Source organism: Capillibacterium thermochitinicola (assembly GCF_013664685.1).
Lineage (GTDB): Bacteria > Bacillota > UBA4882 > UBA10575 > UBA10575 > Capillibacterium > Capillibacterium thermochitinicola.
This window is the reverse complement of the sequence record NZ_JAAKDE010000003.1, coordinates 91,675-114,808: the sequence shown is the minus strand read 5'-3', so window position 1 is coordinate 114,808 and position 23,134 is coordinate 91,675. Positions and strand designations below refer to the sequence as shown.

Here is a 23,134-nt window from a genome sequence, read left to right as displayed (position 1 = left end):
CAATGGTGGGCGCGGCGCCCAGGGGGAGGAAGCCTGATGTTACCGGTGACGTACTACCCGATCATCATTGAAAAAAACGGAGGGTGGACGGTTAACCTGACGTCCGATCCTGCTTTGGTCTGGTGGTGGGTGGTGAAAAATGAATACGACCGGGTTTGGTCTTGGGACCGGCCCTTCCCTTTATGGCTCGCCGAGCAGATCCGCGCAAAGCTCGCTCTCTACGCCGAGACTGGGAAGGCCGGTTTTTCTCTGCGCCGCCTGGGGCGGATGCTTGCCAAAACAGCACGTCGTTACGGCTGGAATGGAGAAGGGTCCTGGGTGCCGGTGACGGACGGGGGAAGAGACCGGATCCGCTTTCCGGCCGCCAGCGGGGAGGAGAACATCACGTTGCTCGGGGCGATCCTTCCCAAAGTCCTGTTGGGACGGGCCTTGACCCCGCAAGAGATCCGGTCAGCCTTAGCGCGGAACGGGGTGAGGGTGACCCCTTACCTCTTAACCATCGTCCTCCAGGAGCTGGTCCTGGTTGGGAAGGTGGAACTCACGGCGGCGGTTGGTCTGGACCGGTGGGGCCGTTTCTATTGTCGCCGCTGTGGGGAGTGGGAAAGGATTTTCCCGGAAAAACTGGCCGGATCGGCCCAGCCCACCCGGATCTGTTCCGGTTGCCGGGAGCTTGGTGCCGTGACTGATCAGACTCCTCTTTACCACTGGCGGGACCCACAGCCCAAGTGTGCACCTCCGGCTTCTCCGCCCGTGCTTGTTTTGCCGACTTTAACCCGCTGGCAGGAAAGGGCGGTCACTGAGATCATGGCCTTCTGGCGCCAGCCGGAGAAACGGACTATGCTGGTTTGGGCGGTATGCGGGGCGGGCAAAACGGAAGTGGTCTTCCCGGTGATCCAAGCCGCTTTGGCCGAAGGAAAACGGGTGTTACTTACGGTTCCGCGGCGGGAGATCGTCCAGGAACTGAGCGGACGGATCAAAAAATGCTTTCCCGGTTTGCCGTTCAGCCTGTTGTATGGCGGCCATAAAGAGGAGGTGCCCGATGCTTTACTGGTCGTGGCCACCACCCACCAACTGCTTCGTTTTACCGCCTATTTTGACCTGGTGATCGTCGACGAAGCCGACGCTTTTCCTTTGTATAACAACCCGGTGCTCAATGCCGCTCTGGACCGCGTCGTGCTGCCGACGGGAAAACAGGTTTACCTGACCGCGACCCCCGATCGCTCCTGGCGTCGCCGGGCGGCACAGGGGGCAATTGCTGTGACCAAGCTTCCCCTTCGCCACCACGGCCAGCCCCTTCCCGTTCCCCACCTGGTTCGTACGGCCATACCAAGTAGGGATGACCAGCCTCTTCCGGCGTTGGTCCGCGATTTTATCTTGACCCGGCGGACGCAAGGACGGAAAGGACTGATCTTCCTGCCCACCGTGGAAGCGGTCGAGACTTTCGCAATCCGCCTGAAAAAGGCCTTCCCCCATGAAGCTCCCTACATCAGTCATATTCACGCGCGGGATCCTTTCCGCCGTGCGAAGGTGGAACAGTTTTCCTCCGGGATCCTTTGGCTTTTAGTCACGACCACCCTCCTGGAGCGGGGGTTGAATTTTGACCGGTTGGATCTGATGATTCTCCACGCCGACCAGGAAGCCATTTTTTCGGAAGAGACTTTAATTCAGATCGCCGGCCGGGTAGGGCGCAAGGCTGAGGACCCCGGCGGTGCGGTTTATTTTGTCGCGCCGAAAATCACTCCAACCATGAAAGCAGCCCGCAACGCGATTTTACGGATGAACCGGGAAGGGGCGAAAGCCCGGCCCAATTTAAAAGATTAAAGAAAAAAGGCAATTAACCGATATACAAAATAAGTAGGGGGTTTAATTGCGGACACTCGTTCAATCATTGTTGAAACTGTTCTATCCCCCACTGCCTTCTTGTGTGGCGTGCGGGACAACTTTTACCTCCATTTATCCTCTGGCTTTTTGTCAGGGCTGCCTGGACCGGATTCCTTTTGTCACCAAACCGGTCTGTTCCCGTTGCGGCCGTCCTTTGCGTGGCGGAGATCATGAACCCTGCCATGAGTGTCAAAGTGAGATGTACTATTTCGAACAGGCAATGGCGGTGGCCGTGTACGACGGTTATATGCGGGAATTGCTTCATAGCGCGAAATATGATTTCCGGCCGGATTTGGCCCGGGGACTGGGTACGATTCTGGCGGTTTGGGCTGAGAACGAAATCCGCTTGGAGGGGATTGAGGCGGTGATTCCGGTTCCTCTGCATCCGGAGAAATTGGCCGTCCGTGGCTACAACCAAGCGAAACTGATGGCAGAGCCACTGGCCGCGGTCTTACGCCGTCCGCTGTATACCGGAGTATTGCAGCGGGTGAAACCGACGGTCAGCCAGAGTAAACTGAGCCGCCGGGCGCGGAAAGAGAACACCAGGAACGCTTTTGCCGTTGTGGATTGTCCGGCGGTTGCCGGCAAAGAGGTGCTGTTGGTTGATGATATTCGCACGACCGGGTACACCCTTTCCGCCGCCGCCCGTGCCCTTTTAATTGCTGGTGCGCGCCGGGTGAAAGCATTAACCATGGCGGTGGGGGTTACGACTGAGCGGTGGCAAGGATAGGTGCTCATGCTGGCTGTGGGTCAAGGTTCCCTGGAGATTCTCGGGGGAAAGGTTTTTATCGTAAACGTATAAAGATACAAACATGGATTCCGGTTGTACAAAGACCAAGGGTTAAGGCAAAAAAATTGTCTTTCCAAGGGACGGAACCAAAAGTCAGGAGGGGTCCTTTTTGAGTTTGCAGAACTGCAAGCGCTGCGGGAAACTTTTTAATTCCAAGGGGCATAGTGTTTGCCCGCAATGCGTGGAAAAGGATAATGCCGATTTTGAGCGGATTCGGGAATATATGTTGACGCATCCAAACGTCTCTGCTCTGGAGTTAAGCCGGGAAACGGGAGTAGAACCGTCGGTTATTACCCGTTTTTGGCGGGAAGGCCGTTTCATTACTCGGGAAAAGCAGGAAGGGGACTTTTTATGTGCGGTGTGCGGCGTCTTAGTTCCGGCCGGACAGTCTTGTCCGGAGTGTGCCAGAAGGAATAATTCCTTCCGACTAAAGTCCAACAAAAAATAAACAAAAAATTCCACTAAACATCTCCCGGGGGTCAACCGATATAACCCTTGAGAGATGAACCTATGGAATGGGAAAGGGGTAAAGTTAAATGCTCATCTCAAATCAGCAGGTTAACTCGGTAATCAAAGCCTATGAAGTGACGAGAAACCAAAAAAACCGGACTATTCAACCGACCGAGTCCGTCCGACGGGGTGATTCCTTGTTGTTATCACCGGAAGCAAGAGAGCTCCATTTGATTCAGAAAAATATTGCACAAACACCGGAAGTCCGTTCGGATCTTGTGGCCAAACTTAAAGAATCGATTGACAAAGGGGAGTATCAGGTCAGCAGTGAACAAGTAGCCCACCGGATGTTGGTGCGGAGTTTAGTCGACCGGATCGTGGGGGGATGACGTTGTCTACAGAAGTGCAAAAACGGATGACGGAAGAGCTTAATCTCCTCCAGCAATTAGTGGATTTGGCCGTCGCTAAAAAAGAGGCCCTCTTTGAAAATGATTTGGAAGCTCTAAGGAAGATTGTGGACGACGAGGAGAAAGCCCTGGCCAAGGCCGAGGGTTTACGCCCCCTGAACGTAGGAGAGATTGGTGACAGTACCGAAGGTCAGCGGTTGCGTCAAGAAAAAGCCGCTTTGATTGCCCGGCTAAAGGAGATTAATCTTTTAAACCAACAGTTATTAGAAGACGCTTTAGCGATCGTGGATTACTCTTTAAGGTTGATCCATGGCGCAGAAGAAAGTAATATGTACGGTGCCTCCGGTAAGGTTGAAACCGTTGGTAACCGTTCATTATTAAATTGGAGAGGATAACATGCGTTCCACATTTGGCAGTATCGAAACAACACTGCGGGGATTACGGGCCCAACAGTTGGCCCTGGATACAACGGGGCATAACATCAGTAACGCGAACACACCCGGTTATTCCCGGCAAGTGGTAGATATGACGGCGACTGACCCGTACGCGGTGCCCACCATGAACCGCTATCAGATCGCCGGGCAGATCGGAACCGGTGTTACGGTGACCCAGATTCGCCGGATGCGGGATCAGTTTGTCGACCGGCGGACCCAATATGAGAATTCCGCTTTGGGCTACTGGGATGCCAAACAGCGCAACTTCAGTCATTTAGAGGTGACGTTGGCGGAACCGGCGGATCTCGAAACCGGATCCAGTATCGGCTACCATCTCAATGAGTTCTGGTCGGCTTTGCAACAACTGGGGAACGCCAACCGTGCTGATAATATTGCCGTCCGTTCGGTGGTCCGGGAGAAAGCGAACAACCTTTGCGACTCGATCCGCAATACCTACCGGCAACTGGTTTCCTTGCAGAAGGACATCAGTGCGGAGATTGCGGTGAAGATCGGACGGATCAACTCGCTGGCCGAACAGATCGCCGGACTGAATGCGGAGATTGCAAAGATTACGGCGGTGGGGGACAACCCCAATGATCTTCTGGACCAGCGGGAAGTCTTAGTGGGCGAACTATCCACCTTGACCGCCATTTCAATCCAGAGTGACGAACTCAACCGTTACAATATCAGCATCTCCGGGATGCTTTTAGTTGCCGGCGACACCTCCTACCACCTGGACGTTGAGCCTGATGGTAGCGTGGTTTGGGCCCACAATGGAATGGACGTGCATTTTACCAGTGGTGAGCTCAAAGGTTTATTAGAGATGCGCGATGTGGAAGTCCAGCATTATATAGATTCGCTGAATGAATTTGCTACGACTTTGATTACAGAATTTAACACTATACATGGAGAAGGATACGATTTGGATGGTAACAACGGAATTAATTTCTTCGCCGGAACCAGTGCGGAGGATATTACCCTTGACAGTGCGATCTTGGCCGATGATGGTCTGCGGAGGATTGCGGCGGCCTATATTCCCGCTCCCGGCAGCTGGAACGGTGAAGTCGGTAACGGGGAAAATGCTTTGCGCCTTGCTCATTTGATTAAAGAAGAACCTTTGCTGCACGGGACCACCTTGTCTGATTTCTACGACAGTTTAATTGCCCAATTAGGGGTGGATGCCGAGAAAGCGAAGGTGACCCATGCCAACCAGATGACTTTGGTTGGTCACCTCAAAAACATGCAGGAATCGGTGGCCGGCGTCTCCCTTGATGAGGAAATGGCCAATTTAATTAAGTTTCAGAATGCATATAATGCCGCCGCCCGGATGATGACCGCCATCGACGAGGTTTTAGATCGACTGATCAACGGCACCGGTATTGTTGGCCGGTAGGGATAGTTTACAGCCAAGGAGGGATTTATCATGCGTGTCACGGACAGCATGATCCATATGGGCGTCCAGGATAATATTCAGAAAGCCATGGAACGCTTGAACAAAAACTATACCAGGCTGACCACGGGGAAGATGATCAACCGGCCTTCCGATGATCCGGTCGGACTGATTTTAGGAATGCGCTTAAAGAAAGGGATTAATGAGAACTCACAATACAAAGAGAACGCCAACGCCGCTTTGGCTTTGCTCAACGGGTCGGACTATGCTTTGGATGAGATGACCAAAGCTTTACACCGTTTATCGGAACTGGCGGTGCAAGCGGCGAATGGTGTCCTTGACCAAATCTCCTTGGATGCGATCGCCGATGAAGTAGAAGAACTGCGCAATCATTTATACCAGATTGCCAACACCAAACAGGAGAATACCTATATCTTTGGCGGGGAAAGAACCAATGCTCCCCCGTATGAATTGGACCCGCTGGCAACCCCGGACATTACTTGGCAGGGGTCTTCATCTCCGCTCAAAGCAGAAGTGGGAACGGGGATTGTCATGGATGTAACCGTCACTGGCGACCAGGTTTTTGGGGATTTCTTTGACCGGTTATCGGATTTTATCCACAATTTACGGAGTGGGGACCACAAGGCAATCTCCGAGAGTGACCTCGCCAACATTCATGCCCGCCTGGATCAGGTCTTGCAGATCCGGGGCGAGATTGGCGCCAAGGTGAACCGGCTGGAGAAGAATCTGGAGCGGATGGAGCTTATGGATGTTAATTTCCGGGAGCTCCTAAGTAAGATCGAAGATACGGATTATGCCGAAGTCACGATGAACCTGATGATGCAGGAAAGCGTTTATCAAGCGGCGCTGGCCACCAGCGCGCGGATTATGCGCAGTACCCTCGTCAATTACATATAAGTGCAGAGCGCCCATTGAAGTGGTGAGGTGGAAAAATGAAGGTTAAGACCAAGTTTTACGGCGAAGTTGAAGTTGCGGCGGAGGAGATTATTCATTTCCCCGACGGTTTGCCCGGTTTTGAAACGGAAAAAGAGTTTGTCTATCTCCGCGAGGAGGATGCGGTCTTTGGTTGTCTCCAATCCTGTCACCATCCGGAGACGGCCTTTATTGTACTTTCGCCGTTTAAGGTCTGTCCCGATTATGATTTTGAATTAGACGAAGAGAAACGGGAAGCGTTGGCCATCAAGAAGCTGGAAGAAGTACTGGTGCTGGCCATTGTCACCATCCCGCCGGGAAAACCGGAGGAGGCAACGGTAAATCTTTACGCGCCGATTGTCATCAATACTACTGTTAAAAAGGGGATGCAGGTCATCCTCAGCGAGAGTGGTTACCCCTTGCGGTTTAATTTATGGAAGAAAGAGAGCGCCACTTCCGTGGCCGCGGCCAAATAAGTGCGAAGTTGCAGGATCTTCCTTGGGTTTGGTGAACAGACAGATTGGAAGTATGATTTAAAGAAATCGGGGCAGTTTATCTAAGGTAAGTTAATGCTTAAGGTAACTCCTCGCCGAAAGGTTTCGGAAAACGGGAGGTTAAGTCAAGGAGGATTTAAATGCTGGTACTGACCAGGAAAATAAACGAGAGCATTATCATTGGCGACGATGTTAAGGTAACTGTGGTTGAGATCAAGGGGGAACAAGTGAAACTGGGGATCAGCGCTCCCAAACGGATCTCGGTCCACCGCGAAGAGGTGTACCTTGAAATCCAAAAGGAGAACCAAAAAGCCGCGGAGACTATGGTTGGCATCGAAGAATTGAACGCGATGTGGAGCAAGAAAACAAAGTAAAGACCAGGGTCTTTACTTTTTTTATCTAGTGGTGTTTTCTTTAAAAATAATAATTCCCAAGCTGCCCTTAACTTTTTTCCGGTTATTACCGATGAATTATATAGCTTATATAGCTTGGGAATAAAGAGCTTGGGGGAATCAACGTGCGCGTTAAAATTTTAGAACACGAGTTAGAACTGGCCAACCAACTCTCCGCCATTGAACAATTGTTTATGGCGATTGAAGAAAAATTAAAAGATACCGGTTATGCTTTTACCTCCTTAACCGTTGATGGAGAGAAAATCGAGACCGATTACGTTCTTTATCTTAGTCAGCGAATTGGGGAAATCAAGGAAATAGAGGTTGGGGTGGAAAGTTTCCGTACTATCCTGGCGGAGATAATGGCCAGTGCCGAAGATTATCTGGGAAGGGCCCGACCGGAGGTGGAAAAGCTGAGCGCCGAGTTTTACCAGGGGCCAACGGAGGAATCCTGGCATAAATTCACCCAATTGTTAGAAGGGCTCCAATGGCTTTTGGAGGTAGTGACCACCCTGGAAAGCTACCACCCGGAAAAACAGAATACTCCGGGTTGGAGCGGGGAATTTGATGAAAAAATTAAACAGCTACAAGAAGCGCTGCAAAACTCCGACCACGTGTTGTTGGGCGATCTTTTGCAATACGAAATATCACCGCTCTTTTCCGCAATAGATAAAGAGATTAAAGAATTAATGAAAACCGAGGGTTATGCCAATGATCCTAATTGACAACCTTAATTTTTTGACCGAACGGTTTCCCCAGCTTTGGCAGGCGATTAAACCCCTGGAGGGAAAGGTTTTTCCTGCGCTTGAAGTTACGACGGCGCGGAACGGGATGCCCACTTTAAAGGTGGAAAAGGACGGGAAAAGCCTTTATCTGCACAGTAGTTACAACCCGGAAGCGGAGGCCGAACGTTTTGTCGACCAATTTACCGGGGTCGAGAAATACCGCCATGTCTTCTTTTTTGGGGTAGGCTTGGGCTACCATGTAGAAGCTTTTATGCGCAAATACCCTAATTTGGGTTTTACCATTTACGAACCGGTGCCGGAGATCCTCGTTACTTATCTGGCGAGCCGGCCGCTGGCCAACTTGCCGTTAAAACAGCTGAAAAACTTTTATGTGGAAATGGAACCGTCCAATCGCCCAATCTTGTTGCAAAACTTTACTGACTTTAGCGACGGTAACGTCTTATTTGTAGCCCTGCCCAGTTACGAACAGGCTTTTCCGGAGCTGACCAAAGAATTTCTGGCCAGTTTCCAAAGGACGCTGGCGGCAAAGCGTTTCAATCTCAATGCTAACGCTACCTATCAGCGCAAATGGACGATAAACAGCATCCGCAACTTCAAGCATCTCTTAACTACCCCTAATATACTCCGGGAGAAGGACCGTTTTCAGGGGATCCCGGCGTTGATTGTTGCCGCCGGTCCCTCCCTGCTGGACGAGATTGAAAACCTGCGCCTAATCAAAGAAAAAGGACTAGCTTATATCTTCTCGGCCGGGTCTGGGTTGGTGCCGCTTCTCAATAACGGGATTTACCCCGATGCGGCCACTTCCTATGATCCCAACAGGTTTGACGGGGTTTACCAGCAGGTTTATGAAAAGCAAATTACCGAGATCCCATTAATCTTTGGCAGTACAGTCGGGATCTCTATCGATAAATACCCCGGGCCGAAGGCCCATATGATCAACAGCCTGGACACCGTTGCTCCGTATTACCTGCGGTTAAAAGACGGAGCTGAACTCCAGACTTTCCACGATAGCAGCACCGTGTCGGTGGTCCTGGTCCAACTCTTAAAGCACCTTGGGTTTGACCCGGTGATCTTTGTCGGCCAAAACCTGGCATTCCGCGGGGAATACCGCTATGCGGGAGGGATCCCTTATTATAAGCCTGAGGTGACGGAAAAGTGGCGAAAAAAAGCGATCCTGACCGAAGCGGTGGATGGCGGACAGGTTTATACACTCGAGGATTACAACCAGATGCGTTCCGAACTGGAACGGGTAATCACCCACCATCCAGAGGCGGAGTTTATCAACACCACCAAGGGCGGGGCGAAGATCGCAGGAACAACCTTTATCCCTCTGGAGCAGGTGATCGCGGAACGGTTGACCCGGCGCGTGGTCGAGCCCGGTTGGTTCCCGGCGGCAACATGCGAATATGACGGGGAGTATCTCCAGCAACAGCATAAAAAGATGGAAGCGGAGTATCGTTCTCTACCGGAGACGATTTCCAGGTTAACTAAAGCCTTCTCCGCCTTGGAAAGGTTGGGGCCGGGGGGGGAACAGTGCTCAACTCCACAAACAGATTGACCGCTTCAACCGGGAACTGAGGAAACTGAACCGGAACCAGTTTTACAAGGTCTTTATTCAGCCCAGCAGACGGGTGGAGTTGGAACTGATCGTGAAAGAGATCGATGAAATACGCTTTGAAACCGATCCGGTCCACAAGAGTGAAAAGATCACAAAGATCTTTAAGCGTCTCGTCACCAACTTGCAAAGTGACTTCCAAACGATGGCTAAAGAATACGAGACAATGAAGCAGTTTGTTACCGCATACGGTAAAGTTGAGTAGTTGGGGTGGGGTCAATTGTTTGATGGAAAAACCGTATTAATCACTGGGGGAACAGGTAGTTTTGGACGTTGCTGTGTCCGGACTTTACTGGAGAGGTATAAGTTAAAAAGATTGATCGTTTTTTCCCGTGACGAACTGAAACAATACGAAATGCAACAAGTCTTCAAAGCACCGCAGATGCGTTATTTTCTCGGCGATATCCGGGACGCGGACCGTTTAAGCCAGGCAATGCGCGGGGTGGATTATGTGATTCACGCCGCGGCGTTAAAACAGGTGCCGGCGGCGGAGTATAACCCGATGGAGTTTATTAAAACCAACATTAACGGTGCGGAAAATGTGGTGAAAGCCGCGATCGAAAACGGTGTAAAGAAGGTAATCGCCCTCTCCACCGACAAAGCGGTGAACCCGATCAACCTCTATGGGGCCACCAAGATGGTTATGGAGAAGCTTATTGTAGCGGCCAATAACATCGCCGGCGGACTCCAGTCCCGTTTTGCCGTAGTCCGTTACGGAAATGTGATCGGTTCCCGCGGTTCGGTGGTGCCCCTCTTTAAGAAACTGGTGGCCGAAGGAACAAAGGAATTACCGGTGACCGACCCGCGAATGACCCGGTTTTGGATTTCAGTTCAGGAAGGCGTGGATTTTGTCCTAAAAAATTTCGCCAGGATGCAGGGCGGAGAGGTTTTTGTGCCGAAAATTCCTTCGATGCGCATCACCGATTTAGTGAAATCCTTTGGTGAAGATCTGAAGATGAAGATCATTGGGATCCGGCCCGGGGAAAAACTGCATGAACTGATGATCCCGGCCGAAGCATCCCATTTAACCCTCGAGTTTACCGATTTTTACCTAATCCAACCACCGATCCACACTTTCGGCAAACCTGACTACCAACATCTACCAACGGGAGAGGTTGGACGCCAGGTTGTCGAAGGATTTGAGTACCGTTCCGACACCAATCCGGTCTTTTTGACGGTGGAAGAGCTAAGAAGGCTGGGTGCAGAATGAAGCAGATTCCATACGCCCGTCAGGATATTAACCAGGAAGATATCCAAGCGGTACTGAAAGTTCTCCAGTCCGACTGGTTGACCCAGGGCCCGGCGATCCAGCGGTTTGAAGAAGCGGTAGCGGCATACTGCGGAGCGCGTTACGCCGTTGCTGTGAGCAATGCCACCGCCGCCCTGCATCTGGCCTGCCTGGCGGCGGGCTTGGGGCCCGGTGATCTGCTCTGGACATCGCCCAATACCTTTGTCGCCTCGGCCAACTGCGGTCTTTACTGTGGGGCCGAAGTTAACTTTGTCGATATTGATCCGCAGACTTATAACATGAGTGTCGACGCTCTTGAAGAAAGACTTGTTCAAGCGGCCAAAAGCGGTCGGCTGCCCAAGGTTGTTATCCCTGTGCACTTTGCCGGGCAATCCTGCCGGATGGCGGAGATCCGGAAGCTGGCGGACCAGTATAACTTCACGGTGATTGAGGATGCCGCCCACGCCATTGGTGGCAGTTACCAGGGGAAAAAGGTCGGTGCCTGTCAGTTTTCCGACATGGTAGTCTTCAGTTTCCATCCGGTCAAGATCATCACCACCGGCGAAGGGGGGATGGTCCTAACCAACCGGGAGGAGCTCTACGAAAAGTTACTGCGCCTCCGGACCCATGGGATCACCCGCGACGAACGATTTATGGTAAGAACCAAGGAAGGACCTTGGTATTACCAGCAGATTGACTTAGGGTATAACTACCGGATGACCGATATCCAGGCGGCTTTGGGTTACAGTCAGTTGCAAAGGATTGATGAGTTTGTCCACCATCGCCGTTATTTGGCAAACCGTTACGATCAAATGCTCAAAGACCTGCCGGTGACCTTGCCGTGGCAGGATCCCGAGACCTATTCGGCTTATCACCTTTATGTGATCTGTTTACATCTTAATCAATTGCAAAAATCCCGGAAGCAGATCTTTGAAGAGCTAAGGGCAGCCGGGATCAATGTCAATGTGCATTATATTCCCGTGCACACCCAGCCCTACTATGAGCGGTTAGGCTTTAAAGCCGGCGATTTCCCTAAAGCTGAAGAGTATTACCGCGAGGCGCTTACGCTTCCGCTCTATTATGGACTGAGTGAAGAGGATCAGGATTATGTAATAGAGAGATTAGAGGAGATAATAAGATAAACGTGGATAGAGGAGGACAATGATGTCAACCGCAATAATTGTCCAAGCCAGGATGGGTTCCACCCGGCTGCCGGGGAAGATCATGAAAAAGGTCCTGGGTAAACCCTTACTCGAATATCAGTTGGAAAGGTTATTACGGGTAAAACAGGCGGATCAGGTGATCATTGCCACGACGGATAACGGCGAGGAACAACCGATTGTTGACCTGTGTCAAAGATTGGGTGTTCCCTACTTTCGTGGTCCGGAGCATGATGTCCTGGCCCGTTACTACAGTGCCGCAAGCCAATTTGGCGCCGATGTGGTCGTTCGGATTACTTCCGACTGCCCTTTGATCGATCCGGCGGTGGTTGATAAGGTGATTGGCTTTTATCTGGCGCATCAAGCGGAATACGATTACGTTTCAAACACCTTTTCCAATCGGACTTACCCCCGGGGGATGGATACGGAGGTCTTTTCCTATCAGGCGCTTAAGGAGGCATACGAAGAGGCGACAGACGAAGCGGAGCGTGAGCATGTTACCATCTTTATCAAGAGACATCCGGAACGTTATAGAATAAAGACTTTGCCTTATGAGAAAGATTACAGCCATTACCGGTGGACGGTTGATACACCGGAGGATTTTGCGCTGATCGAAAAGATCATTACCGCGCTCTATCCGGTTAATCCCCATTTTACCCTGGAGGATTGTTTGAAACTAATAGAAGAAAATCCTGAGTGGACAAAGATCAACGCGCACATAAAACAGAAACCGGTGAAGTAAAATGAAGGTGTTTATTCGGACTGATGCCTCCGCCCAGATTGGCACGGGACATGTCATGCGTTGTCTCACATTAGCCGGCGACCTTAGACAATTCGGGCTGGAGGTTTCTTTTATATCCCGGGTGTTGCCCGGAGATTTATGTGATTATGTGGAAAGCAAAGGGTTTACAGTCTATCGTTTGAACGATGAAATAAATTTAACGGGAGACTACTGGGCATGGCTGGGTGAAAACTGGCGGGCAGATGCAACGAAAACCCGGGAAATAATCCTTAACCAAGCTGGAGTGCAATCCGATATAGGTAATGATGGTGTTTCGAGGCAAGCTTCTTGCCTTGATGAGGGTCTAATCAACCAAAGTTCAAAAATTGCGGCGCAGGTGTTTTCTGATCCGGGTTTAAAACCGGGTCCAAACATAAATTTAGTTGTTGACAGCTATGCCATAGATTACAAATGGGAGCAGTTCCTTCGACCCTATGTTAACAGGATTATGGTCATTGATGATCTGGCCAACCGCCCCCATGATTGTGATCTGCTCTTGGATCAAAACTACTTCCGGGGGATGGTACACCGGTACAACGGCTTGGTTCCCTCGACCTGCCGGAAACTGTTCGGGCCCGAGTACGCTCTTCTTCGCCCCGAGTTCCACCAGGCGAAAAAAACTTTACGTAAACGGGACGGGAAGATCCGGCGGATTCTGATCTTTTTTGGGGGGAGCGACCCGACCAATGAGACGAAAAAGGCCCTGGAAGCAATCAAACTGTTGAACCGCCCCGAGATTGCCGTGGATGTGGTGGTTGGGGCAACTAATCCACATAAAGAAGAAATTAAGAAAATCTGTAGCGAGATGCCCAAAACTAACTACCACTGTCAGGTAGAGAATATGGCGGAGTTGATGGCGGCGGCGGATCTGGCGATCGGTGCCGGGGGTACCACCACCTGGGAGCGGCTTTACCTGGAATTGCCGACGATTGTTATTGCTGTAGCGGAGAATCAGGTGGAGACGTTAGAGACACTGGGAGAAGCGGGAATGGTGTGGTATTTGGGGAAAAATAATGAAATCCCTTTAAAAAGCTTAGCTAATAGGTTAAAAACCTTGTTCTCTGACTTAATGCAAAAGGGGTGAAGATAGTGAAAACCGTTATTACTTATGGGACTTATGACTTGTTGCATGTCGGGCATATAAACTTATTGCGAAGGGCAAAGAAATTAGGTGATTATTTAATAGTCGGTTTATCTACTGATGAATTTAACGCAATAAAAAGAAAAAAAGCTTACCATAGTTACGAGGAAAGAAAGGCAATTTTAGAAGCGATTAAATATGTCGATTTAATAATTCCGGAAAAAAATTGGGAGCAAAAGAGAGAGGATATTATTAAATACAAAGTGGATATTTTTGTCATGGGTTCGGACTGGGAAGGGAAATTTGATGATTTATCGGATTTATGCGAGGTAATATATTTACCCAGGACCGAAGGGATTTCAACAACGAAAATCAAGAAGGATCTGCAAGCTGCCAAGGCGGTAATTTAGTATCTATTGTACGCAAGGAAGGGATAGTGATGCAAGACAGTAAAATAAAGGTGTTAATTTTTGGGACAGGGGAAGGTTCAAAAAAAGCCTTAGAGATAATAGATTTGGAAAAAGTACAAATTCTTGCTTATTTGGATAATAACCGAGCCAAGCAAGGAACGGTCCATAATGGAGTTAAAGTTGAAAATCCTATAGCTGTTGATAAGTATGATTATGATTATATTGTAATTGCCAGTATATATAATCAGGAAATAACAGATCAACTTTTAAAAATGAATGTACAAAGAAGTAAAATTATCCAACTATTTCAGCCAAAGCCAAAAGGGGTAAAAGTTCTGGTAAAAGAAATTTATGAGGATAATATGAAATATATAAATATCCTGAAGGATGAATATTTGTCTGTTTATTTTAAGAATTATGCTATATGCAATATGATTCCTTTCGATATGGAAAGAAATAAGAAACTATATAATTATCCAGATTATTTAATTAAAGGGATAGATTATGTTCGTGTATCGACAGTAGAATTGATTGCAAGGGAAGTGAGGGAAAGAAAGATTGAAGGGGCAATTGCCGAACTAGGGGTCTATAAAGGAGATTTTTCCAAACTTATAAATGATTTATTTCCAGATAGAATATTTTATATATTTGATACTTTCGAAGGTTTTTCTCAAAAAGATGTTGAGATCGAAAAATCCAGAAATTTTTCACAAGCTAAAGCCGGACATTTAGGAGATACAAGCGTTGAAATAGTTGTGGACAAGCTGTCGCATAAAAAGAATGTAGTTATTAAAAAAGGGTATTTTCCCCAAAGCGCGACTGATCTAGCTGATGAATTATTCTCCTTTGTTAGTATAGATGTGGATTTGTACAAACCTACTTATGAGGGGTTGCATTTTTTTTATCCAAGACTTTCCAAAGGGGGTTATCTTTTAATCCATGACTATAATAATGCCTATTATTCCGGTGTGAAGGAAGCAGTTAAACAATTTTGGCGGGAAACGGGTATTAACTATATTCCGCTAAGTGATTATTTGGGTAGTGCCGTTTTTATTAAGTGAATAAATGATAATACGTCTAGTAATAAGGGAGTTTGATAAATGGAACTGAGTATTTCGCCGGAATTTGTTAAAAAATTTAGTATAGATAATATTACGTTTAAAGGCAACGTACTGGAATTTGATATTAATAATGAGTACCCTCGCGAGAATATTAACTGTTTTGTTAAGAGGAATATAATTAATTATTTTACATGCGAGAATTTATTTTTCCGCTTTATATTTAATGGTAAAATTATTGAGTTTGAGCCGGAGAAACAACCTTCCTATTATTTTATTCTTAATGGGCTTTTGCTCGAAAGTATTATTAACTATCAAAATACGGAATTCATTAAAAATATATATCAACTTCAAGATTTGTATAACGCTAAAATTAATAGATTGTTTCATTTATGGAATAGTATTGACCGAAAAACACAAAAAAAGATAAAAGAGTTCTTTCGCGATAACATTATTATCTTTACGATTTATATTAATGAATTTGATAAAATATACCGTTATAAAACAAATGTACAAATAGGCGAAAAAGTATTTGGTTTCCTAAGCGGGAATAAAACAAATATAAAATATTTGAATGAAAATACCAAAGTAGCCCTTTATGGCGTAGGGAAAATTGGAAAAATGTTCAGTCTTATTCTTGAGAAAAAAAACATCGAAGTATCTGTTTATATTGATGAGTACGATACGAACGAATCTTATAGGGGGATACCGATCATTAAGTGCAGTGATTTAATTGGCAGAAATGATTTGGACCTGATTGTAGTTACTCCTGTTTATGATTTTGAACAGATTTATGAAGAGTTGAGAACTTATACTGATAAACTTATACTATCCCTGGATGAAATCATAGAGTGAAGAGGGTAGAGAAAGTGATGAACAAACTCATATCTGTAATTATTCCAATGTATAATACGGAAAAATATATATCTGATTGTTTGAACTCACTCTTAAAACAAACATATACTAATTTTGAAGCAATAGTTATTAATGATGGGTCTACAGATAGATGTGGAGAGATCGTAAAAGAGTATATGAAAAAAGACAGCCGGTTTAAACTAATTGAGCAGAAAAACCAAGGAGCATCTGCGGCTAGAAATTTAGGGATTGAAATAGCGCGCGGAGATTACTTGTATTTTTTGGATAGTGATGACTTTATACATGAAAAAACCTTCCAAATCTGCATGTCTTGTTTCGAAGCTCAAAAAGTGGATATGGTTACTTTTGATGCTCAATGTGTATTCGAAGATGATTATTTAAAAAATAACCCTCCTGAGAAAATTATAAGAATGTCAAAGTTTTATGATCGAAGTGATGTCTCTAATGGTAATGGTCTTATGGAACTAAGCACATTTCTTAAGTTATGTTTGTTCAATAATAAATTCAGAGGGAATTTATGGATTAATATGATTGATATGGATGTAATAAAAAAGAATCGAATTAGATTTGATAATAAAATTACTTACTATGAGGATTGTATTTTTTTGTATTTCTTATCTAAAAATATTAAAAAAATTAAATATCTTCCTGAAAAACTATATTATCGGAGATTGACCGGAAGTTCATTGATGACGGAAAATAATACTTCGAAAAAAATAGCAGAAAATCTATTTTATTGTATAAATTTGTTGGAAGATGAGTATCAAGAAATAAATCATGAGCAAAAAATGGTAAACAAAATATTCAAGCAAATGCTTTGCGCAGCAGCTAAATTGTATAGGGATAAGAGTTTTTATGAGGCAAATGGTATAGTTGAAATCGAAAACGAACGATGGAAATTATTCTATCATTGTTTAGATAAGTACAGACAACTTATCGAAGAATATGAAAAGGAATATAATAAAGCCATAAGCGACATCGATGCTATTTTGAATCAAAACTAATGGTGGTGATAGAAATATGTTGAATATTATTATTTTCGGTACAGGAAGCAGCGCCCAGAAATTTGTAGAGATGCTTGATTCAACTAAAGTAACTATTTTATGCTTTGTTGATAATGATATCTCAAAACAATATAAAAAATTTAAAGATAGATATATTAATCCCCCCCAAAAGATACAGGATTTTCGTTATGATTACATTGTAATAGCCAGTCAATATTCCAACGAAATAATGGAACAGTTATTAGATATGGGAATAAAATACAATAGAATAATTCCTTTTGATTATGGACTCCATAATAAAAACAATATGGAATATTATAAGAAAGTTCATAGCTTAATGCTCAAGGATAAGCAACAGCATAATCACAAATTGAAAATTGCTCTTATTAATTATAATTATTCTAATTATAATGGTTTTGCCTTGTATAAATATATGCCTGATTTTATTAAGGGGAAATATGATGTGGAATTAGTTACCAGTAATGATAAAGAATATTTAAGTAAATTTGATGTAATTTGTTCTTCACATTATGATGGAATATATAATGGAGTACATTTAAATTTTGAAATGTGGCATGGATTTCCAATTAAAATATTGGGTGCTCTGCAAAAAACAGTAACTGAAAAATCCATTCAATATTATAGAAACCGCTCCCAACACACGGAACTAGTTTTTTCATATTCTCAGTTATACACTACTTTTTTTAATGCATGTTTCCCCAGTTGTGCCGATAAATATAGAATTACAGGAATGCCACGTAACGACTTATTATTTGAGGAAGGAAGTTTGGACAAACTAGAGAGTTTATGCAAAAGAAGTTTATCAGGTTACAACATAGTGTTTTATCTTCCTACTTGGCGAAAGGGAAAAAATCAGGTCATTGAAACCAGTTGCGAATGGACTAAATTATTTGGATTTAAAGATGAAGATACGGATAGAATTAAGGAGATTCTTGAAAAGAATAAATTATTCTTAGTGGTTAAACTGCATCCCTTTGAGTTTTACCAGTTCAAAAATTTAGATATATTCCAGCATGAACAGGTGTTTTTATTGTCTGAGGATATTCTTATGGAATATAAAATACATCTGTATGAGCTTATGGGATGTTGTAAAGTGTTGATAACCGATTATTCATCAATTTTCTTTGATACGCTTTTAATTGATACACCCTTAATCTTCGCGCCGACTGATTTGGATGAATATAGTGAAAATAGGGGGTTTTTATTGGAACCTTACGATTATTTAACACCGGGACCTACTGTTTTTACATTGGAAGAACTAGAAAAGGAGCTTAAAAAATACCTTAATCAGGAGGATGAATGGAAAGACAAAAGAGAGCAGGTTAAAAAATTGATATTCAAATATTATGATAATAAATCCAGCTTAAGGGTATGGACTGAAATTGATAAATATTTATCAAGCTATGAAATGAAATGGACAAATTAGGTTTGTTAATAAAAGAGGTTTGCGTATTTGGCTAAAATTTAAAAAATAAAAAGCAGGAGGACGGTTGTTTTATATATTCTATAGTCTTGAGGGAGAGAAAAATGTCTAGATTACCTGAAGTCTCCGTACTGATGTCCGTCTATAATGGGGAAGAGTATATCCGAGAGTCGATTGATAGTATATTAAAGCAAACATACTCTGATTTTGAGCTTATAATTGTTAATGATGGGTCGACAGATCAGACGAGAGAAATAATTGAGGGTTATCAGGATAAACGAATAAAATTGTTTAACTTCCAAGAAAACAAAGGGGTCGGAGCAGCATTAAAATTTGGGTTAACTCAGGTTAACGGGAAATATATTGCGAAAGCTGATTCTGACGATATTAATCATCCGGAGAGATTATACAAACAAAAGATATATTTAGATAATCATTCTGATATCGCGCTAGTAAAGACCTTGTTGGAATATTTCCCGCATAATGAGGCTGTTGCTAACAGTCAAAGATTTAACTATATCAAAAATATACTTGAGAAACAAAAGAATGATATTGTTACTCCCGAAGATATAGAAGAAAAGCTATATTGGTATTGTTGTATACCGCATACAACGATTATGGCACGAACAGAAGTAATAAAAGCTATTGGTTACGAAGAAATGAGGATTTGCGAGGATTATAAATTGTTCTATCAGATGAATAAGAAAGGCTTTAAAATGGCCACTATTCCTGAAGTACTTGTCCGAATGCGGGTTTCGGAGATTTCTGTAACTGCTGGCGCAGAAAATCAGGAATTTGTCAGTATAATGCATGATATTAAAAAGGAAGAGATAAATAGCTTGTTTACCAATCAATCGAAAGTTTACATTTGGGGTTCTGGGAGTATGGGACAGAATTTATTCAAGGTACTAAACAAATATAATCTCGAGATTGTTGGATTTGTGGACAGTGATAAAAAGAAATGGGGACAAACAATTGAGGGGAGAACTATTTTTCCTCCGAATGTACTTGAAAGTAATGGCACAAATAATAAAATTTTGTTGGCTTCACAACCAGGTAAATTTGCCATTGTCGATTGTTTAAAAAAGATGGGCTATAAACATTTACAGGATTATGTGGTTTTGTTTTAGTAATATAGAGTGACAGTGAGAAGGGATAAGTAATGGGAGAAAAAGCCATTCTCTTTGGGGCCTCGACTCTAGGGAAGGTTGCCTTGGAATATATACAGGAAACCGATGAGGGCTATGAGGTTGTTGCTTTTTGTGATAATGACAGCCGCAAATGGGGGACGAAATTTTTCGGCGTACCAGTAATTGCCCCAGAACAACTGGTAAGTTATAATTGCCAAATTATTATTACCAGCCAATACGATACTGAAATCGTTAAGCAGTTATTTGGTTTAGGGATTTACAGGTTTTCAGTATTTTTTCCTAGTCGGGGACAAAAAATAAAGGGAAAAGATGGCTATCAGATCAGGAAATATGATTATCATGGAGTCGATTTAAAAAGGGTTAATAATAAAATTGTCCTTCGTACTGTATCAAATTCTGGGTCCAATACTTTGGCTCTGTATAAGTTAATGCCTGCAGAGATATTTAAAAAATATCAAGTGGAATTGATTTCAGACCAAGAACGTGATGATAAATATTACTACAATCTGATAACCAGTAAAGCAGTTGTTTTTACTTATCCTTCAGCCATTGACCCGTCACAGATTAATATACAGTTATGGCACGGTTTTCCGCTGAAGGGAATGTCATATATGAGCAAAAGTGAAGGCCCCGGTGTTGAACAGAATCATCTTAACTGGAGTAAATTAGATGTTATTGCTTCTTATTCTCAATTCTACACTACATTGATGAATGCTTGCTACGGGGTCAGTTGGAGGAAGTATGTGGTGACCGGGATGCCAAGAAATGATTTTTTGTTCAAGGCTGACGGACGGAAAATACTGGCATCGATCCTCAAACAAGATTTTCGTGGAAAGAAAATCCTGTTTTATATGCCGACATTTAGGAGGACGATATATGGCGATGCGAACGGGAGTAGAGATATAAATTATCTTTTTGGGCTTGAAAATTTTGATGATTTAAGCTTTGATCATTTCCTTGATAAGCATGGTATCCATATGATCGTTAAGCTGCACCCTTTAGAAGAGAGTTTGGTTGTTAATGATATTTTAGAGAAAAAGCTACAGAATATTACAGTATTGACTGAGCAAAAATTAAAAGAAAAAAACATAGAATTGTATGAGACCATAAATGCAGCAGATCTGCTGATTACAGATTATTCTTCGGTTTATTTTGATTACCTTCTTTTAGACCGGCCGATAATTTACGTACCTGTTGATTTGGAAGAGTACATTAAAACAAGGGGGTTGTTACTGGAGCCTTATGATGCTTGGACTCCCGGGCCAAAATGCTTGGACCAAGCCCGTTTAGAACAAGAAATTATCCGAAATTTTACTCATCCTGAGGCGTATTCACAGGAGAGAAAGACCTTATGCAGAATAGTCCACCATTACCAGGACGGTAATTCTAGTGTTAGGGTTTGGAATTTGATTGATCAACTAATGCGTGATGATAACCCTAAAATGAATTGAGGTGAATGGGCTGAATATTTTACATCTTACTACATTTCTTCAAGGCGGGGCCGGCCGGATTTTAACAGATTTAGCTTTAGCCCAGAAGAGTAGAAACAATGAGGTTTATGTTCTCTCTAGTAAAACGTCTGAGCCAGGGTATTGTAGTTATGAAGAATATATTAATAAGTTACAGGATAATAATATACCTTTATATGAAGAGGACTCCTCTTTTAAGCGTGATCTTGGCTTGAATCTCCATTTTGCCAGCAAAGTAAGGGAGATCATAAAAAACTGTAATATTGATCTCATACACGCGCATGCTTCGGTTCCGGCTCTAACCGGTCTAATTGCTCGTTCTGGTCTTAAGAAATATATTCCGGTAATTCAAACCATGCACGGATGGGGAACGAACAAGAAACCAGAACACGAAAAAATGGATATAACAATTATGAATGGCCTTGATCAAGTTGTTACCGTATCGAAAAGTGACAAAGAGTTATTAATAGAGAAAGGGGTTCAAAAAGAAAAGATTAAGGTTATTTATAATGGGATTACTCTTGAACAAAACGATGAAGTAGATCCGGTTGTGGCCGCGGAGTTGTTAGAATATAAAAAAAGAGGATATAGAATTATTGGCTGTATTGGAACTCTCTGCGAAAGGAAAAACCAGCAACTTTTGCTTGATGCGATAAAACTGTTGGGAAAAGATTATAATCTGTTCTGTGCTTTTATTGGTGAAGGTGATTTGCTCCCCAAAATGCAAAAGCAGATTGAGCAAGAGAACTTGCAAAAGAACGTAAGGCTATATGGTTACAAACCAATGGCAAGCAATTATATCAAGTATTTTGATGTATTTGTTTTGCCATCAACGAGTGAAGGTTTTGGCTTAACAATTGTGGAAGCTTTTAAAGAAAAAACTCTTGTAATAGCCAGTGATATTAAGGTGTTTCAAGAACTGATCACTGATGGCCGGGAAGGTTTTTTATTCAGAAATAACATTTTGGATTCATTAATTGAAACATTAAAAAAAGTTTTGTGCCTATCACGCTCGAAAATTGAGGAAGTTATTGAAAATGGGTTTGCTAGATATCAAAAAGAATTTACCTTAAATAGAATGATTATGAACTACGAAGACTTATATACCATAATTGTTAGCCAAGATTGATTTATATGTAGGAAGATTATTGATTGCCAAACCTGCGGATATAAACAAAGGTGGGAGAAAATGAAGAAAGTCATCATTGTCCAAGCCCGGATGGGCTCCACAAGGCTGCCGGGAAAGGTTCTCCGGGAGGTACTGGGCAAGCCGCTCCTCGAATACCAACTGGAGAGGCTCGCCCGGGTCCGCTCGAGCGACATGGTGGTGGTGGCCACCACCGATAAAGAGCAGGACAAACCCATCGTAGACCTCTGCCGCCGCTTGGGGGTCCTCTTTTTCCGGGGGCCGGAAGAAGATGTCCTGGCCCGCTACTACCTGGCAGCCCGGGAATTCGGGGCGGAGATCGTAGCACGGATCACCGCTGATTGCCCCATCATCGACCCCGCCGTGGTCGACCAAGTCTTCCGGTTCTACCTGGACCACGCGGGGGAGTATGACTACGTCTCTAATGCCCGGCGGCGCACTTACCCCCGGGGCATGGATACAGAGGTCTTTTCCTTCCATGCTCTGGAAGAGGCCTACCGGGAAGCCCGTCGGGAAGCGGAACGGGAACATGTGACGATCTTCATTTACGAACACCCGGAACGGTACCGTTTGGGAGGTGTCGAATACCATCAAGACTACAGCCGGTACCGGTGGACCGTGGATACGGAAGAGGACTTCCAATTAATCGAAAAGATCATTACCGCCCTCTACCCGAAAAATCCCGAATTCACTTTGGAAGACTGCCTTCAACTGCTGGCAAAATACCCGGAGTGGGAGGAGATTAACGCCCATATCAAACAGAAACCGGTGCAAAACCGGTGATTAATGAGGC

The 23,134-nt window shown here is 44.5% G+C and carries 24 protein-coding genes; all 24 read left to right on the top strand.

Annotation, left to right across the window (positions count from 1 at the left end; genetic code table 11):
• The first annotated feature begins 36 nt into the window (after positions 1-36).
• The 24 genes from G5B42_RS02010 (at position 37) to G5B42_RS01895 (ending at position 23,124) form a co-directional block, all read left to right on the top strand.
• A complete protein-coding gene (locus G5B42_RS02010) occupies positions 37-1,821 on the top strand; it encodes a DEAD/DEAH box helicase (protein WP_181338779.1) in 1,785 nt (594 codons plus the stop codon).
• A gap of 46 nt (positions 1,822-1,867) precedes the next feature.
• Positions 1,868-2,611: a ComF family protein gene (locus tag G5B42_RS02005; protein ID WP_181338778.1), complete on the top strand. Its 744-nt coding sequence runs from the start codon at positions 1,868-1,870 to the stop codon at positions 2,609-2,611.
• 596 nt (positions 2,612-3,207) lie between these two features.
• Positions 3,208-3,510 (top strand): flagellar biosynthesis anti-sigma factor FlgM, encoded by a 303-nt coding sequence (flgM, locus tag G5B42_RS02000; protein ID WP_181338777.1) that lies wholly within the window; start codon positions 3,208-3,210, stop codon positions 3,508-3,510.
• A 2-nt stretch (positions 3,511-3,512) separates the two neighbouring features.
• Positions 3,513-3,923, top strand: coding sequence for a flagellar protein FlgN (locus G5B42_RS01995; protein WP_181338776.1), 411 nt, complete (start codon positions 3,513-3,515; stop codon positions 3,921-3,923).
• A 1-nt stretch (position 3,924) separates the two neighbouring features.
• Complete coding sequence (flgK, locus tag G5B42_RS01990) at positions 3,925-5,355, top strand: flagellar hook-associated protein FlgK (RefSeq protein WP_181338775.1); 1,431 nt, start codon at positions 3,925-3,927, stop codon at positions 5,353-5,355.
• 30 nt (positions 5,356-5,385) lie between these two features.
• Positions 5,386-6,270, top strand: coding sequence for a flagellar hook-associated protein FlgL (gene flgL / locus G5B42_RS01985; RefSeq protein ID WP_181338774.1), 885 nt, complete (start codon positions 5,386-5,388; stop codon positions 6,268-6,270).
• Between the two features lie 35 nt (positions 6,271-6,305).
• A complete protein-coding gene (fliW, locus tag G5B42_RS01980) occupies positions 6,306-6,761 on the top strand; it encodes a flagellar assembly protein FliW (RefSeq protein WP_181338773.1) in 456 nt (151 codons plus the stop codon).
• A 158-nt stretch (positions 6,762-6,919) separates the two neighbouring features.
• A complete protein-coding gene (csrA, locus tag G5B42_RS01975) occupies positions 6,920-7,153 on the top strand; it encodes a carbon storage regulator CsrA (protein WP_181338772.1) in 234 nt (77 codons plus the stop codon).
• A gap of 143 nt (positions 7,154-7,296) precedes the next feature.
• Positions 7,297-7,896: a hypothetical protein gene (locus G5B42_RS01970; protein ID WP_181338771.1), complete on the top strand. Its 600-nt coding sequence runs from the start codon at positions 7,297-7,299 to the stop codon at positions 7,894-7,896.
• Positions 7,883-9,475: a motility associated factor glycosyltransferase family protein gene (locus G5B42_RS01965; RefSeq protein ID WP_181338770.1), complete on the top strand. Its 1,593-nt coding sequence runs from the start codon at positions 7,883-7,885 to the stop codon at positions 9,473-9,475. The genes G5B42_RS01970 and G5B42_RS01965 overlap by 14 nt, the downstream gene beginning before the upstream one ends.
• A gap of 79 nt (positions 9,476-9,554) precedes the next feature.
• Positions 9,555-9,737: a hypothetical protein gene (locus G5B42_RS01960; protein ID WP_181338769.1), complete on the top strand. Its 183-nt coding sequence runs from the start codon at positions 9,555-9,557 to the stop codon at positions 9,735-9,737.
• A gap of 15 nt (positions 9,738-9,752) precedes the next feature.
• Positions 9,753-10,742 carry a UDP-N-acetylglucosamine 4,6-dehydratase (inverting) gene (gene pseB / locus G5B42_RS01955; RefSeq protein ID WP_181338768.1) on the top strand — a complete coding sequence of 330 codons (990 nt, stop codon included), beginning with the start codon at positions 9,753-9,755 and terminating at the stop codon, positions 10,740-10,742.
• Positions 10,739-11,902: a UDP-4-amino-4,6-dideoxy-N-acetyl-beta-L-altrosamine transaminase gene (gene pseC / locus G5B42_RS01950; RefSeq protein WP_181338767.1), complete on the top strand. Its 1,164-nt coding sequence runs from the start codon at positions 10,739-10,741 to the stop codon at positions 11,900-11,902. Before pseB ends, pseC begins: the two co-directional genes overlap by 4 nt.
• A 22-nt stretch (positions 11,903-11,924) precedes the next feature.
• Positions 11,925-12,662 (top strand): cytidylyltransferase domain-containing protein, encoded by a 738-nt coding sequence (locus G5B42_RS01945; protein ID WP_181338766.1) that lies wholly within the window; start codon positions 11,925-11,927, stop codon positions 12,660-12,662.
• A gap of 1 nt (position 12,663) precedes the next feature.
• Positions 12,664-13,785: a UDP-2,4-diacetamido-2,4,6-trideoxy-beta-L-altropyranose hydrolase gene (gene pseG / locus G5B42_RS01940; RefSeq protein ID WP_181338765.1), complete on the top strand. Its 1,122-nt coding sequence runs from the start codon at positions 12,664-12,666 to the stop codon at positions 13,783-13,785.
• Between the two features lie 5 nt (positions 13,786-13,790).
• On the top strand, positions 13,791-14,192 hold the full coding sequence (tagD, locus tag G5B42_RS01935; RefSeq protein ID WP_181338764.1) for a glycerol-3-phosphate cytidylyltransferase: 402 nt from the start codon (positions 13,791-13,793) through the stop codon (positions 14,190-14,192).
• A 29-nt stretch (positions 14,193-14,221) separates the two neighbouring features.
• On the top strand, positions 14,222-15,253 hold the full coding sequence (locus G5B42_RS01930) for a TylF/MycF/NovP-related O-methyltransferase (RefSeq protein ID WP_181338763.1): 1,032 nt from the start codon (positions 14,222-14,224) through the stop codon (positions 15,251-15,253).
• Positions 15,254-15,292: 39 nt separating this feature from the next.
• Entirely contained in the window at positions 15,293-16,105 is an 813-nt protein-coding gene (locus tag G5B42_RS01925; protein ID WP_181338762.1) for a hypothetical protein, read from the top strand.
• 17 nt (positions 16,106-16,122) lie between these two features.
• Positions 16,123-17,130 (top strand): glycosyltransferase, encoded by a 1,008-nt coding sequence (locus tag G5B42_RS01920; protein ID WP_231133160.1) that lies wholly within the window; start codon positions 16,123-16,125, stop codon positions 17,128-17,130.
• Positions 17,131-17,149: 19 nt separating this feature from the next.
• Positions 17,150-18,577 (top strand): CDP-glycerol glycerophosphotransferase family protein, encoded by a 1,428-nt coding sequence (locus tag G5B42_RS01915; protein WP_231133147.1) that lies wholly within the window; start codon positions 17,150-17,152, stop codon positions 18,575-18,577.
• Positions 18,578-18,678: 101 nt separating this feature from the next.
• Positions 18,679-19,704, top strand: coding sequence for a glycosyltransferase (locus G5B42_RS01910; protein ID WP_181338759.1), 1,026 nt, complete (start codon positions 18,679-18,681; stop codon positions 19,702-19,704).
• Between the two features lie 32 nt (positions 19,705-19,736).
• Complete coding sequence (locus G5B42_RS01905; RefSeq protein WP_181338758.1) at positions 19,737-21,176, top strand: CDP-glycerol glycerophosphotransferase family protein; 1,440 nt, start codon at positions 19,737-19,739, stop codon at positions 21,174-21,176.
• A 1-nt stretch (position 21,177) separates the two neighbouring features.
• Positions 21,178-22,323, top strand: coding sequence for a glycosyltransferase family 4 protein (locus G5B42_RS01900; RefSeq protein ID WP_331274014.1), 1,146 nt, complete (start codon positions 21,178-21,180; stop codon positions 22,321-22,323).
• Between the two features lie 60 nt (positions 22,324-22,383).
• Positions 22,384-23,124: a cytidylyltransferase domain-containing protein gene (locus G5B42_RS01895; RefSeq protein ID WP_181338757.1), complete on the top strand. Its 741-nt coding sequence runs from the start codon at positions 22,384-22,386 to the stop codon at positions 23,122-23,124.
• The last annotated feature ends 10 nt before the right edge of the window (positions 23,125-23,134 follow it).